The following is a 15,262-nucleotide window of genomic DNA, read 5'->3' on the forward strand; positions in this document are numbered from 1 at the left end:
GGAAATGAGTGATGGAACTGTGCAGTATCAAACCATTGTAGTGAAAATTGGAAGCAGCTCTCTTACCTCCGATGAGGGAGGGCTCAATCGAAGTAAAATCGTATTTTTTGCCGCCGAGCTGGCACGCCTGCATGGACAAGGTTTTCAGCTGCTGCTCGTGACCTCGGGTGCTGTTGCTGCAGGTTTTCGGGAAATAGGTTACACGGCTCGTCCAAAGAATGTTCATGAAAAGCAAGCATCCGCAGCAGTCGGGCAAGCCTTGCTGATGCAAGCCTACAACGAAGCTTTTGCCGCTCATGGAATTGGTGTCGGACAAATACTGCTGACACGTTCGGACTTTTCCAACCGCAAACGAATCCATAACGCAACCATGACGATTGAGGAGCTGTTAAAGCATCGAATACTCCCGATAATCAACGAAAACGATACTGTAGCGGTTGACGAGCTCAACTTGAAATTTGGTGATAACGATGCGCTATCCGCTCTCGTCGCTAACCTGGTCAAAGCCAAACAGCTTATCATCATTACCGATACAGATGGTCTTTATACGGAAGATCCACGCAAAAATGCGGATGCCAAGCGAATTGAACGTGTGCTGGAAATCAATGAAGAAATGATTCGTATTGCCGGAGGCTCCGGCTCGTCTGTGGGAACCGGCGGTATGCGTTCCAAGATTGAGGCAGCCAGGATCGCAATGCGCGGCGGTGTTCCCGTGTTTGTTGGTCGTGTCCTCGAGGATGGCGATTTGGAGCTAGCTGCCAGCAACACGGGCAAAGGCACTTATTTTGATACGAGTCAGCACAATTTGCCTATGAAAAAACAATGGCTTGGCTTCCACTCCATGCCGCTTGGCCATATTATGGTCGATGCTGGAGCTGAGATCGCGCTTGTTGACGGTGGCCGAAGCTTACTCCCCGCAGGAGTAACCGAGGTTGAAGGTGATTTTCACCCAGGCGATGTGGTGGAAGTAATCAATAACCAACGACAAATCATTGGCAGAGGTGTTGTGAATTACACGATCTGGCAGCTTAAAGCTGTCGCAGGCCTTAGTACGGAGGAAGTTCAAAAACGAATTGAGGTCCCTCGGATCGAAGTGATTCATCGGGATGAATGGATCACCCTATCCGTCCACAAATAAACTTTCTCAGGAGGAACTCCCTATGGAATCTTTGGATCAACAAACAATCACAACCAGCGAGGTCGTACAAAAAGCAACTTTAGCCAAACAAGCTGCTCCCCGTTTAAGCCTGCTAACAACTGAACAAAAAAATACCGCCCTGCTCTTGATAGCTGACGCTCTTATAGAAGAGACACCCTCCATATTAACAGCTAATGCTGAAGATCTGCATCTTGGGCGGAAAAACGGGACTAGCGATTCCCTGTTGGATCGTATTGCTCTGAATGAGCACCGTATTGCCGCCATGGCAGAAGGCTTGCGTCAGGTTGTGGCGCTGCCAGATCCTGTTGGTGATATATTAGAACAAACAACGCGTCCCAACGGCTTGAATATTACAAAAATTCGTGTACCTATCGGTGTCATCGGGATTATATATGAGGCTCGTCCAAACGTCACCGTTGATGCGGCTGCCCTTTGTCTTAAGACCGGCAATGCGGTCGTGCTGCGTGGAGGATCTGCAGCCCTATCCTCCAATCGCCGTATCGTAGAGGTTCTTCATGAAGCACTCACCCGCTCCGATATCCCTGCCGACTGCCTGCAATTAATCGAAGATCCTGACCGGAGCTCGGTAGACCAAATGCTGAAGTTAAATGGCTTGCTGGATGTACTTATCCCACGCGGTGGACACTCTCTGATTCAGAATGTTGTCAAAAATTCAACGGTTCCTGTCATTGAAACGGGCGCTGGAATTTGCCATACTTATATAGATGAAACCGCCGATTTCCAAATGGCTCTGCAAATCGCTATCAATGCTAAAGTGCAGCGACCATCCGTATGCAACTCGATGGAAACCATGCTTGTGCATGAACGGTTTGCAGAACAGCACTTGGCATCGATCGCTGAGCAGTTTATCGCCAACAATGTCGAGCTGCGTGGCAACAAGCAGGCTCAAGCCCTGTTTTCAGCAATCAAACCCGCTTCTGACGAGGATTGGAATACGGAATACAGCGACTATATTTTGAATATCCGAATCGTAAGCTCTTTGGATGAAGCTCTACAGCATATACGTCTCCATGGCACCCAGCATTCCGAATGTATTGTCACTACCAACGAAGCCAACGCGGAACGGTTTCTGCAGGAAGTCGATGCGGCTGCGGTATACCATAACGCCTCCACTCGCTTTACTGATGGATTCGAATTCGGATTCGGAGCTGAAATCGGCATCAGTACACAAAAGCTGCATGCGCGCGGACCGATGGGACTTCCTGCATTAACCTCTACGAAATTCCGTGTTTTGGGCAATGGACAAATCCGCGGCTAGTAGAACGTGTTCAAGCAGTCTCGACTCGACGAATCGTTTTAATTAAAGGAGAAATTACATTGACGTCTTTATCTACAGCTCGTATTACGTTTGTCGGAGCCGGCTCGATGGCCGAAGCGATCTTACGCGGACTCACCGCTGATGAAAACAGCAATAAACAGCGAATTACCGTACTGAATCGCTCCGATGTAAACCGTCTGCAATTCCTGCAGCAAAATTACGGGGTTAGCCTTGCAGTCGATGCAGAGCAGCGTGCTGAAGCGATTGCTGCTGCAGATGTTGTTGTTGTAGCTTTTAAGCCCAAGGATGCTATTGAAGGACTCCTATCGATCAAATCGTTATTAAAGCCTTCGCAGCTGTTAGTTTCCGTTATCGCAGGTTTATCCATCACGACTATGGAAATGATACTTGGCACTTCAGGTCAGCCTATCGCACGTACTATGCCGAACACTTCGAGCGCTATCGGGCTCGGAGCAACTGGCATCAGCTTTTCAAAAAGTGTCACGTCTGAGCTGCAGGAGCTCACTACACAAATGTTTGCTTCGACAGGCATCGTCACGATTGTTGAGGAAGCCAGACTGGACATTGTAACCGGTGTGTCAGGAAGCGGACCAGCTTACATTTATTATTTGATGGAAGCCATGATCGAAGGTGGTGTTCGGGGCGGTCTCACGCCGGAAGCTGCCAAAGAGCTTACGATCCAAACCGTGCTCGGTGCAGCGCAAATGGTTCAACAAACCGGTGAAGCACCTGCTGATCTCCGTCGGAAGGTAACTTCACCAAATGGCACCACTCAAGCAGCCATTGAAATGCTGGACCAGCATCAATTTGCTATTGGGGTGACGAAGGCTGTTTTACGTGCTTCAGAACGTGCCAATGAGCTTGGCAAAACGATCAGTGCGCAGGCAAGTGAAATCAAATTCTAATTAAGCAGGTGAAGCTCTTGTCTTATTCTTACTGTTCAGCAACTTATCGCTGCTATGACGAAAAGGCTGATTTCAATAAAAAAGCGCTCGGTATCGCCGTTGGCTTGACCGTAGGCAGCTGGACCGATTTACCCGAAGCTAAAAAGGCAGATATGGAGCGGCATCTCGGTAAAGTGATTAGCGTTGACGTTCATGAACCCGACAGCAGCAGTGGAGAAACCGCCTCTGAGCGGTACGCTGATATCCAGATCGCTTATCCAGACTTGAACTTCAGCCGTGACATCCCGGCACTACTCGTGACGGTATTTGGCAAGCTGTCGATGGATGGTCGAATCAAGCTAATCGACTTATCATTCTCAGAGAATTTTTTATCCGGCTTCCAAGGACCGAAATTTGGTCTCGAGGGCGTTCGCAAGCTGCTTGGAGTACAAGATCGGCCTCTCCTGATGAGTATTTTCAAATCCGTTATCGGTCATGATTTGCCGACACTTCGTGAGCAATTTTATTTGCAGGCGCTTGGTGGAGTCGATCTGATTAAGGACGATGAAATTTTGTTCGAAAACCCTCTTACTCCTTTGGAAAAGCGGGTTGAGGTGTGCATGGAGGCTGCGGCACAAGCCGAACAAGAAACCGGACAAAAGCTGCTGTATGCCGTTAATCTGACAGGTCCAACCTTCAGTCTGCTGGATCAAGCACGTAAAGCGATTCAAGCTGGTGCCAATGCCCTGCTGTTCAATGTATTGGCTTATGGCTTCGATGTACTGAATGAACTTAGCCGCCATCCTGACATCAAGGTGCCCATCATGGCCCATCCGGCAATGGCTGGAGCCTTGTATCCTTCAGCATATCATGGAATTTCGGCTAATGTCCTGCTAGGCAAGTTGATGCGTCTGGCGGGAGCTGATATCGTATTGTTCCCATCCCCTTACGGTTCTGTCGTAATGCCGCGTGAAGAAAATATGGCGATCAAGCAAGCATTGCTTACCGAAAACAAGGCCGATTACGTGTTTAATTCACAAAATAGTGAGCGTACAATCAAAGAAAATGGTAAATCATCCTCACATCAGGCACTTTCTCTGCGCAGCAGCTTTCCGGTCCCATCCGCAGGCATTCATCCGGGATTGGTTCCACTCATCCTGAAGGATTTTGGCAATCAAACGATCGTTAACGCTGGCGGAGGAATTCATGGTCACCCGATGGGTACAGTTGCTGGCGGCCATGCTTTTCGCCAAGCGATAGATGGATGCTTGGCAGGTCAATCCCTCAAGACATACGCCCTTCAGCATCCTGAGCTTAACGCCGCGATTGAAGCCTGGGGGCTTAGAGAATCATGAGTCGTCAACGTATTATCTTTTGCGACTTCGATGGTACGATCACTGTCAATGACAATATCGTAGCGATCATGAAGCACTTTAAGCCGGAAGGCTGGGAGTCATTGGTCGAACAGGTGATTTCGAAGAAAATGACGATCCGGGAAGGTGTCGGGCGAATGTTTGCTTTACTGCCAACCTCACGCAGACAGGAAGTCGTCGATTATGCAATCAATAACGTGACGATCCGGGAAGGTTTCGCTGAGCTATTAGCCTACTGTAAGGAGCAGCACATCGAATTTTATGTGACCAGCGGCGGCATCGATTTTTTCGTGTATCCGGTATTGTCAGCCTTTCCGATTCCACATGACCATATTTATTGCAACGCCAGTAATTTCAATGGAAGCCATATCGAGATTGTATGGCCGCATGCTTGCGATGAGCATTGTCACAATGACTGCGGTATGTGCAAAACGACGATTATACGACGCTATTCCCCTGATAATTACGAACGTATCCTGATAGGGGACAGCGTGACCGATTTCGAAGGCGCAAAGCTCGTTGAAACCGTATTTGCCCGTTCCCATCTGATTGATCTATGCAGTGAGCTCGGTTTGAATTATTTCCCATTTGATAATTTTCATGAGGTAATCCAGCGTTTAGAGGAGATGAGCGTACAATGACAAATCCAGCTGAGCTTCGCTTGGAGGATAAGCAGCAGGCTTTCGCCGAGCTGCGCGAGATTAAGACGACCTTGGCCAACAAAGGCTGGTTTCCAGCAACAAGCGGCAATCTCTCGATCCGTGTTGGTGATTTTGCACCTGACCAATTTACCTTTGCGATTTCCGCGAGCGGTAAAGATAAGTCCGTACATACACCATCCGATTTTTTGTTGGTCAATGAACATGGCAAGCCGACAGAAGCTACTGGGCTGAAGCCTTCAGCAGAAACTTTGATCCATAAAGAGATATATCGTTTAACTGGCTGTGGCGCTATTCTGCATGTACATACCGTGTTCAACAATATCGTCTCGGAGCTGTTCTGGGAGCGCAAATCGATCCCGGTGGATGGCGTCGAATTGATCAAAGCCTTCAACATTTGGGATGAGGAAGCTCATATTGAAATTCCTATTCTCCCTAACTATGCGGACATCCCACGAATTGCTGAGCTGGTGGAAGGTGCAATCGTACCCAAGGTTCCAGGCATTATGCTGCGCAAGCATGGTATTTACGCATGGGGCGCCAACTGCTTTGAAGCCAAACGCAATCTGGAAGCTTTCGAGTTTTTGTTCGAATACGTCTACCGTATGGAGTTATTAAAAAAATAGTTCCAAACAATCTCCATAGGCACACATGGTTTTAATTAAAAAAAGCCCCAACTTTTGTTGACGCTCAGTGATGACTGGCGGTAACAGAAGTTGGGGCTTTTTCTCGACACTGATGTTATCTAAGGAACCTACTTCTATAGAGAAGTTATGATAAATTCAATTATCTTCCATATTCACTTGGATTGCTGCTCCATGATCTCAAGGCTTCGAGATCCCGCTGCTGAATACTGCCCTGTTGTAACGCTACATCCAGTAAAATGGAATAATTGGTTAAGGTTTCGAATGGAATATTTGCCGCTTCAAATGCTGCGGTTGCTTTCTCGAATTGATAAGAGAAGATACCAAGCACACCCAGCGCCTTCGCTCCAGCATCATTTACGGCGAGCGCAACCTTCAATGAACTGCCCCCCGTAGAGATCAGATCCTCGATAACAACGGTTTTTTGTCCTGGGTGAATGCTGCCTTCGATAAGGTTCTCCTTGCCATGTCCCTTCGCTTTATCACGAACGTAAACCATTGGCAGGTTCAGCTTTTGAGCTACCCATGCCGCGTGTGGAATCCCGCCAGTAGCAGCCCCTGCAATAACTTCCGCATCTGGAAAATTCTCACGAACCAGAGCAGCAAAACCTTCTGCTATCGCCTCACGAATGTCCGGATACGAGATCGTAAGACGGTTATCGCAATAAATCGGTGATTTGAGTCCTGATGTCCAGGTGAACGGTTGGTCAGGCCGAAGTGCTACCGCACCGATCTGCAGTAAAGAACTGGCTACTTGCTCGGCAAGCTGTGGGTTCGTCTTAATTGATTGGGTACTCATAAATACATCGCTCCTTAGATAGTCAATTAGTGGTGAACCGGCTCCATCTATGTCTTGTTACACTGCCATCATACAATTGGTACCACACAACTTGTCGATGCAACCTCTTGGCAAGGCCAAGCTGCAATAGCTTTCGATACCATCTATTGGATCGACTCAATAATACTTTCCAGTGCACCACGAGGGTCCTGGGCAGCCGTGATTGGCCTTCCAATTACGATAAAATCCGTACCTTGTGCAAAAGCTTCTGCCGGTGTCAATACTCGTGACTGATCGCCAATATCTGACCCTGCCGGACGAATACCCGGTGTTACAGTTACAAAACCAGAACCGCAGGCTTCCTTGATGCGAACTACCTCTAATGGAGAAGCGACAACTCCAGCCAGTCCAGCTGATTGTGCCAAGGCCGCATAACGAAGAACTGTTGCTTCCACGGAGCCTGCAAGCCCTATTTCCTCGTTCATTACCTGCTGGCTTGTACTTGTCAGCTGTGTCACGCCAATAACCAACGGATGAGCGAGAGAATGCGTACCACCATTTAGTGCCTTATCCACACCTTCCATAGCTGACTCCAGCATTTGCTTACCGCCAGCCACATGCACATTAAACATGTCAACTCCAAGCCTTGTGATGCTTTCAGAGCCGCCTTTTACCGTGTTGGGTATATCGTGCATCTTCAGATCCAAAAACACCTTGTAGCCCTGTTCCTTCAAGCTGAGCACGAACTGGGGACCCGCGCTGTAGAATAACTGCATCCCTACCTTCATATAGCAAGGAATGCCTTGTAACGCTTCCACTAACTGACGAGCTTGACCGGCTTCCGCATAATCGAGTGCCACCATAATACGTTCTGCTACTTTTGCTGGTACTGTCATTCCCCTATCGCCTCCTGATTCATACTGCGTTCCAGTTGACACCTTGCGGCTCAGCCGCCTTATCATGGGATTAGCACAGCTTCCCGCTGAAGTCTTGGGCTGCTGTGCTAATCGATTTAAGCTGTTATATATGATTGGCTGGCATCGCTTCGGATTGGAAGTTGATGGACTCCAGCATATGCCAAAGCGCCCGCACCGTATCCAGTGATGTCATACAAACAATGCCATTCTCTACCGATTCACGGCGAATACGGAATCCGTCGCGCTCCGGTGTTTTACCTTTGGTTAACGTATTGACAACGAAATGCGCTTCTCCATTGCGGATCAAATCCAGAATGTTTGGAGAACCCTCGCTGAGCTTGTTCACAGTCGTTACAACGACCCCCGCTTCTTCCAAAGCTTTGGCCGTACCGCCTGTTGCTACGATCTTATAACCTAGCTTGTAGAAGCCTTTTAAAATCTCAATGGCTTCTTCTTTATCTTTGTCAGCTACGGTTGCGATGATAGAGCCTGTCGGCGGTATTTTCATACCGGAACCGATTAAGCCTTTGTACAAAGCTTTTGCAAAGCTCTTATCACGCCCCATTACCTCACCCGTCGACTTCATCTCAGGTCCAAGTGTCGTATCTACACGGCGCAGCTTGGCAAAAGAGAACACAGGCACTTTTACAGATACAAAGTCATCCTCTGGCCATAGGCCCGTTTCATATCCCATATCGGTAAGCTTCTCGCCAAGAATAACACGCGTCGCGACATTCGCCATCGGAATTCGGGTTACTTTGCTTAAGAATGGCACGGTTCTGGACGAACGCGGATTCACCTCAATCACATAAGGCTGATCTTGATAAATAACGAATTGGATATTAAGCAAACCGACGATTTCCAAACCTCTGGCAATTTTCGTCGTAATCTCAATGATTTGCTGCTTGATGGAATCCGAAACCGTTTGTGTTGGGTACACAGCAATCGAGTCACCTGAGTGCACACCGGCTCTTTCAATATGCTCCATAATACCAGGGATGACGACGGTCTCCTTATCGCAGATCGCATCGACTTCCACTTCTTTACCCAGCATATAACGGTCAATCAATACCGGATGCTCAGGGTTGATTTTTACGGCATACTCCATGTAGCTCAATAGCTCATCATCGGAATAGACGATTTCCATCGCGCGGCCACCCAGTACATAAGATGGACGAACCAATACCGGGTAACCATGGATCGCAGCCATACCTACTGCCTGGTCAACTGATGTTACTGTACCGCCCGGAGGCTGAGCGATATTCAATCCACGAAGCAGCGCTTCGAATTTCTTGCGATCCTCTGCTGCATCGATGTTTTCCAGATCGGTACCAAGAATGCGTACGCCTGCTTTGGATAATGGTGCAGCCAGGTTGATCGCAGTTTGACCGCCGAATTGAACGATAACGCCGATTGGCTGCTCGCGCTCAATAACGTTCATAACATCCTCGAAGAATAAAGGCTCGAAGTACAAGCGATCGGAAGTATTAAAATCGGTTGACACGGTTTCTGGATTGTTATTGATGATTACAGCTTCGTACCCAGCAGCTTGAATTGCCCATACCGCATGCACTGTGGAGTAATCGAATTCGATACCTTGTCCGATACGGATTGGACCGGAACCCAATACAACAACCTTTTGTTTTGTAGCTTCCTTGACTTCATCTTCAGTCTCATAGGTAGAGTAGTAGTAAGGCGTAGTGGCTTCGAATTCAGCAGCACACGTATCTACCATTTTGTATACGGGCTTCAGACCAATGCTTAAGCGGTAAGCACGAATTTCGGACTCATTCGTAAATTTCAAGCCGCTGTTAGCTGCTGTGCGAATTTCAGCGATAGCACGATCTGTAAAGCCTTTGCGTTTGGCTTCACGCAGAACCTCATCACTTAGCTCAGGCTCAGCGATCTGCTTTTCGAACAGGATCATACCTTCCAGCTTGTTCAGGAACCACCAGTCGATTTTCGTCAAATCCTGAATTTGCTGTAACGTATAACCGCGGCGGAATGCTTCTGCGATCAGGAACATCCGTTCGTCATCGGGTTTTACCAAGCGCGTTTCCAACGTTTCTTGATCGAGCAAGTCGGTTTCCTTAAGGAACAGACGGTGAACGCCAATTTCCAATGAACGGATCGCTTTATGAATCGATTCCTCGAAAGTACGACCGATAGCCATAACCTCGCCGGTAGCTTTCATTTGCGTACCCAGCTTACGATTGGCTGATGTAAATTTATCAAACGGCCAGCGTGGGATCTTCGATACGATATAATCCAGTGTTGGCTCGAAGCAAGCGTAAGTTTGACCCGTTACCGGGTTCATAATTTCGTCCAAGGTGTAACCGATAGCGATTTTGGCAGCCATTTTGGCAATCGGGTAGCCGGTTGCTTTGGAAGCCAGAGCGGATGAACGGCTTACACGTGGATTTACTTCAATTACATAATATTGATAGCTGAAAGGATCAAGTGCGAACTGAACGTTACAGCCACCTTCAATATTCAGTGCGCGAATAATTTTCAACGATGCGGAACGCAGCATTTGATATTCACGATCAGATAATGTTTGGCTCGGTGCAACAACGATGCTGTCCCCTGTATGAACGCCAACCGGATCGAAGTTTTCCATGTTGCAGACAACGATACAGTTATCGTTCGCATCACGCATTACCTCGTATTCAACTTCCTTCATACCTGCGATGCTTTTCTCAACCAGACATTGTCCAATTGGACTGTAACGGATTCCTGAAGCTACGGTCTCCACCAGTTCTTCCATGTCGGCGCAAATGCCTCCACCTGTTCCACCCAGTGTATATGCAGGACGAACAATTAATGGAAACCCGATTTCATTCGCAAAATCAACAGCTTCTTCAACAGTCGTTACGATAACACTATCCGGAACGGGCTGCTCTAATTCTCTCATCAGATCACGAAACAGGTCACGATCCTCGGCTTTTTCGATAGCTGTTAATTGTGTTCCCAGCAGCTTGACATTTTCACGCTCCAGCACACCTGCACGAGCCAAAGCAACGGCCATATTCAGACCTGTTTGACCACCAAGTGTTGGAAGCAAACCGTCCGGACGTTCCTGGCGAATAATTTGCGTAACAAACTCCAGTGTGATGGGCTCGATGTATACTTTGTCTGCCATGTTCGTGTCAGTCATGATCGTCGCTGGGTTGCTGTTGATCAGGACGACCTCCATGCCTTCTTCCTTCAATGCCTGACAAGCTTGTGTTCCTGCGTAGTCAAACTCAGCTGCTTGTCCAATGACAATCGGACCGGAACCGATCACTAATATTTTTTTGAGGCTATTATTTTTTGGCATAGTCTAGTTCTCCTTTTGCTGCAGGTCCGGAAGCACCGGCTGCTTGTAATCCTAGCTTGGAAGCCGCAGAAATTTGCGCTTGTCTAGGGAGCTGCGGACGATCCGCTTTGAACTGGCGTATTTGCTGGATAAAATCATCGAACAAATAGCTGGAGTCAAAAGGACCCGGGGACGCTTCAGGGTGATACTGTACGGAAAAAGCAGGATACTTGGTGTGCTTCAAGCCTTCGATAGTACCATCATTGTTATTGATATGTGTCACTTCAAGCTCCGTATTTGCAACGGATTCATCTTTAACGGTATAGCCATGGTTTTGCGATGTGATGTAACAACGATTGCTTTGCAGATCCTTAACCGGATGGTTACCGCCGCGATGTCCGAATTTCAGCTTGTCCGTGTCAGCGCCGCAAGCAAGAGCGAACAACTGATGGCCTAAGCAAATACCGAAAATCGGGAATTCACCAAGCAAATCAGCGATCATGGATACGGCATGCGGAACATCCTTTGGATCCCCAGGGCCATTGGACAATAGGATGCCATCCGGTCCCAAACGGCGAATTTGTTCAGCTGTTGTATCATGAGGTACGACGACAACGTCGCAATCACGTTTAACCAAATCACGAAGAATTCCGCTTTTGGAGCCAAAGTCAACCAGCACAACCCGTTCTTTGGGTCCTGGAATGCTGAACACGCTTTTGGTTGAAACTCTGGAAACCTGATCATTCATTAATGAGCTGCCTGTTAATTGCTCCATCAGTTCAGCAACTGATTTCGTAGAAGTCGTCAGCATGGCTTTCATAACTCCATGATGGCGAATCCGGCGAGTCAGCATCCGGGTATCGATATCGCTGATGCCGATAATTCCGTATTCTTTGAGCAAGCTGTCCAGTGAATATTCCGCTCTCCAGTTGCTTGGAACCACTTCATGCTCACGTACGACGAAGCCATGGATAAATGGACGAATCGACTCGAAATCATCACGTGCCATACCATAGTTACCTATCAACGGGTACGTCATCGTTACAATTTGTCCACAATAGGAGGGGTCTGAAAGAACCTCCTGATAACCTGTCATACCTGTATTAAAAACGACCTCGCCAACCGAGTCGCCCTCACTTCCAAAGCCTTTGCCTGTAAATAATGTACCGTCTTCCAACAATAATCTTGCCTGCATCGATTTCAACTCCTTATCTACTTGATTCCAACTCTTTAAGTGGTAACTCTGTAATTAACCTGTTTATTGTAGAATTGGCTTCATCGCCAATCGCTCCGTTTATGCTTCTGACCAAACGACCTTGCCGCCAACCATCGTATGCGTCGGCCAGCCTTGCAAGCTCCAGCCTATGAAAGGTGTATTGTGTCCTTTGGATAGGAAATCCGCCGCGTAGACCGCTTGTTCCTTATTCAAATCAATAATTGTAATATCTGCTACTTTACCTGCTTCCAACCAGCCTTGTGATAAACCGAAAACTTGTGCTGGCAAGGAGGTCATTTTGTCCACCAAAAATTGCAGTGTCCATTGTCCTGTTGCAACAAACTTGGTATAGAGCAGCGGGAATGCCGTTTCGAATCCGACAATTCCGAAAGGAGCCAAATCAACACCCTTCGCTTTCTCTTCAGCACTGTGAGGTGCATGATCGGTTACGATAATATCGATAGTTCCATCCAGCAAACCTTCGATACAAGCTTGTACATCTCTTGGCGTACGCAGCGGCGGATTCATTTTCCAATTGGCATCGTCCAGACCCGGGATATCTTCATCGGACAGCAGCAGGTGATGCGGACAAACCTCAGCTGTCACCTTAATGCCAAATTGCTTGGCATGGCGAATCAATCGAACCGATTGCTCCGTACTGACATGACATACGTGGTAATGTGCACCCGTTGCTTCTGACAGAAGAACATCGCGGCCTACATGAATCGCTTCTGATTCATTAGGGATTCCTTTTAAGCCGTGTTTGCGGGAAAATGCACCTTCGCTCGCCCATGCTCCCACTGTCAACGTGTCGTCCTCGCAGTGTGCGATAATCGGCAGTCCAATGGATGCAGCCTTCGTCATGGCATCCTTCATCATTTGCGCGTTTTGTACGCCTACACCATCATCTGTAAATCCGATAGCTCCCGCTTCCTTCAAAGCATCGAAGTCGGTCAGCTCGCGCCCCAGCTCATTTTTGGTAATACAAACATAAGGAAGCACGCGTATAATGCCTTCATTCTCAGCTTTATCCAACACATATTTGACCGTTTCTACGGTATCGATAACAGGCCGTGTGTTTGGCATGCAGGCTATCGTTGTAAAGCCCCCACGAGCAGCTGAGCGTGTTCCACTCGCAATCGTCTCTTTATATTCAAAGCCTGGCTCACGAAGATGCACATGCATGTCGATCAAGCCTGCTGTAACCAGCTTGCCTGCCGCGTCAATTACTTCGTGCCCTGCGGTATCTGGCAATGTATCTCCTGCTTCGATAATCTGTTCAATCAGCTGACCTTCTACCAATATATGACGTTTTGCAAGCTCATTACCCGAAGCTACCGTCTGTGCATTCAATATCCAAATTCCCATAATGGCCTCCCTGTAATTAAAGTTTATGAAGCTTAGCTCAGTGCCCGCTCAATGACTGCCATTCTTATAGGTACACCATTTCCCATTTGTTCAAAAATTCTTGATCTTCCGCATTCCACCAACTCGTCATCAATCTCTACATTCCGATTAATCGGCGCAGGATGCATAATGATCGCATGAGCTGCCATCGAAGCCTCGCGCTTTACAGTCATTCCGTAGGCTTCTCTGTAATCTTCCTGGGACTTGAACAACCCCTCTTCATGACGCTCCAATTGAACCCTGAGCATCATCACTACATCGCCTTTTATCGCTTCCTCCATGCTCACATAAGGGGCATGAGCAGCAAGCTCTGGCGCTTGCATCACTTGCGGAGCACAAAAGCTGACGTTGGCTCCAAGAGTCTTCAGCGCCCACAAATTCGAACGTGCAACCCGACTATGTAAAATATCCCCTATAATCGATACATTCAGCCCGCGCAGCTCACCAAAATGCTTACGCATTGTATACAGATCAAGCAAAGCCTGAGTGGGATGCTCGCTGTTGCCGTCTCCCGCATTGATTAAAGGCACTTTAATCTTTTGTGCAATCTCAGCAAGCAGTCCATTAGGTTTCATACGAATCACGCCTGCATCAATACCCATGGATTCCAAAGTTTTGACCGTATCGTAGATCGATTCGCCCTTTTGAACACTGGACACAGCAGCAGCAAAGTTCAACACTTCCGCACCAAGTCGTTTCTCGGCAACCTCGAAGGAGAATCTGGTTCTTGTACTGTTTTCAAAAAACATATTGGCAACAAACTTGCCATTTAAATGATTTGACAGCTTGGTGGGAGCTTGCTCCCAATATGCAGCCCGATCCAGTATGGATGTAATTTCTTCAGCGCTCATACCTTGTGTGCCGAGCAAATGCTTATGTGATGCTACCTGAAGCTGAGTCATCTCTGCTGCCTCCTCTGTTGAGTAATAACTACCTGATCGACCCCATCGACTTCATGAAGCAGTACTTCAATCGTTTCCAATCGCGAAGTCGGAATGTTCTTGCCTACGTAATCAGGACGGATCGGAAGCTCACGATGTCCACGATCTACCAGCACGGCGAGTTGTATCATCTGCGGCCGTCCCATATCCATCAGCGCATCCATTGCCGCTCTCACCGTTCTGCCTGTATACAATACATCATCGAACAGAATCAGCTTCTTATTATGAATATCAATGGCTGCAGGCGGCTCTTCGCTTGCTTTTGAATCCTGTCTGCCAGATCGGTCATCTCTGTACTTGGTAACGTCGATTTCACCGATAGGTGCCGGGACATTCTCGATTTCCAAAATATGTTCAGCAATGCGATTCGCCAAGTAAATACCTCTAGTACGAACACCGATCAACATACAGTTCTCAAAGCCTTTGTTTTTTTCCAGTATTTCGTGGGCGATCCGTGTCAATGCACGGCGCATCCCCGTTTCGTCCATGAGCACATGCTCGCGTTCTGCTTCCTGACTCAAGGTCTTCGACCTCCTGCTCCAGTGATAGACAAAATAAAAAACCTTGCTCGTTAGGGCAAGGTTTGCGGACATACGGAGATAACGGACGTTAGTAGACTTCATAATGAGACTGACCCATTAGTGCCTAATAGCCGTTGTTTCCATTCGTTCACCTTGCCAGTCTCT

The 15,262-nt window shown here is 47.8% G+C and carries 13 protein-coding genes; 6 read left to right on the forward strand and 7 right to left on the reverse strand.

Translation table 11 applies throughout. The features are described 5' to 3' along the window. Positions 1-4 precede the first annotated feature (4 nt). Genes proB through mtnB form a run of 6 tightly spaced genes read left to right on the forward strand, consistent with a single transcriptional unit; the run spans position 5 to position 6,001 of the window. Positions 5-1,138: a glutamate 5-kinase gene (proB, locus tag BK127_RS00325; RefSeq protein ID WP_076228318.1), complete on the forward strand. Its 1,134-nt coding sequence runs from the start codon at positions 5-7 to the stop codon at positions 1,136-1,138. 22 nt (positions 1,139-1,160) lie between these two features. Continuing rightward, positions 1,161-2,438: a glutamate-5-semialdehyde dehydrogenase gene (locus BK127_RS00330; protein ID WP_076227369.1), complete on the forward strand. Its 1,278-nt coding sequence runs from the start codon at positions 1,161-1,163 to the stop codon at positions 2,436-2,438. 59 nt (positions 2,439-2,497) lie between these two features. Beyond that, a complete protein-coding gene (gene proC / locus BK127_RS00335; protein WP_076227372.1) occupies positions 2,498-3,364 on the forward strand; it encodes a pyrroline-5-carboxylate reductase in 867 nt (288 codons plus the stop codon). A gap of 17 nt (positions 3,365-3,381) precedes the next feature. Further along, the gene (locus BK127_RS00340) at positions 3,382-4,698 is read left to right on the forward strand and encodes a 2,3-diketo-5-methylthiopentyl-1-phosphate enolase (protein WP_076227374.1); all 1,317 of its coding nucleotides are present in this window, start codon (positions 3,382-3,384) and stop codon (positions 4,696-4,698) included. Then, on the forward strand, positions 4,695-5,357 hold the full coding sequence (locus tag BK127_RS00345; RefSeq protein WP_076227377.1) for a 2-hydroxy-3-keto-5-methylthiopentenyl-1-phosphate phosphatase: 663 nt from the start codon (positions 4,695-4,697) through the stop codon (positions 5,355-5,357). Before BK127_RS00340 ends, BK127_RS00345 begins: the two co-directional genes overlap by 4 nt. Beyond that, the gene (mtnB, locus tag BK127_RS00350; RefSeq protein WP_076227380.1) at positions 5,354-6,001 is read left to right on the forward strand and encodes a methylthioribulose 1-phosphate dehydratase; all 648 of its coding nucleotides are present in this window, start codon (positions 5,354-5,356) and stop codon (positions 5,999-6,001) included. The genes BK127_RS00345 and mtnB overlap by 4 nt, the downstream gene beginning before the upstream one ends. Before the next feature lie 160 nt (positions 6,002-6,161). Here mtnB and pyrE read toward each other — a convergent pair whose 3' ends face one another. From pyrE to pyrR, 7 genes are all read right to left on the reverse strand, one after another. After that, positions 6,162-6,818: an orotate phosphoribosyltransferase gene (gene pyrE, locus BK127_RS00355; protein ID WP_076227383.1), complete on the reverse strand. Its 657-nt coding sequence runs from the start codon at positions 6,816-6,818 to the stop codon at positions 6,162-6,164. A gap of 143 nt (positions 6,819-6,961) precedes the next feature. Beyond that, the gene (gene pyrF / locus BK127_RS00360; protein WP_076227386.1) at positions 6,962-7,693 is read right to left on the reverse strand and encodes an orotidine-5'-phosphate decarboxylase; all 732 of its coding nucleotides are present in this window, start codon (positions 7,691-7,693) and stop codon (positions 6,962-6,964) included. A gap of 124 nt (positions 7,694-7,817) precedes the next feature. Continuing rightward, complete coding sequence (gene carB, locus BK127_RS00365; RefSeq protein ID WP_076227389.1) at positions 7,818-11,033, reverse strand: carbamoyl-phosphate synthase large subunit; 3,216 nt, start codon at positions 11,031-11,033, stop codon at positions 7,818-7,820. Beyond that, complete coding sequence (carA, locus tag BK127_RS00370) at positions 11,020-12,207, reverse strand: glutamine-hydrolyzing carbamoyl-phosphate synthase small subunit (RefSeq protein WP_076227392.1); 1,188 nt, start codon at positions 12,205-12,207, stop codon at positions 11,020-11,022. The genes carB and carA overlap by 14 nt, the downstream gene beginning before the upstream one ends. Positions 12,208-12,306: 99 nt before the next feature. Continuing rightward, entirely contained in the window at positions 12,307-13,596 is a 1,290-nt protein-coding gene (locus tag BK127_RS00375) for a dihydroorotase (RefSeq protein WP_076227394.1), read from the reverse strand. Positions 13,597-13,628: 32 nt separating this feature from the next. Then, a complete protein-coding gene (locus tag BK127_RS00380; RefSeq protein WP_076227397.1) occupies positions 13,629-14,537 on the reverse strand; it encodes an aspartate carbamoyltransferase catalytic subunit in 909 nt (302 codons plus the stop codon). Beyond that, positions 14,534-15,064: a bifunctional pyr operon transcriptional regulator/uracil phosphoribosyltransferase PyrR gene (gene pyrR, locus BK127_RS00385; protein ID WP_076228320.1), complete on the reverse strand. Its 531-nt coding sequence runs from the start codon at positions 15,062-15,064 to the stop codon at positions 14,534-14,536. The genes BK127_RS00380 and pyrR overlap by 4 nt, the downstream gene beginning before the upstream one ends. Positions 15,065-15,262: the final 198 nt, after the last annotated feature.

The sequence above is a fragment of the Paenibacillus sp. FSL H7-0331 genome, assembly GCF_001956045.1.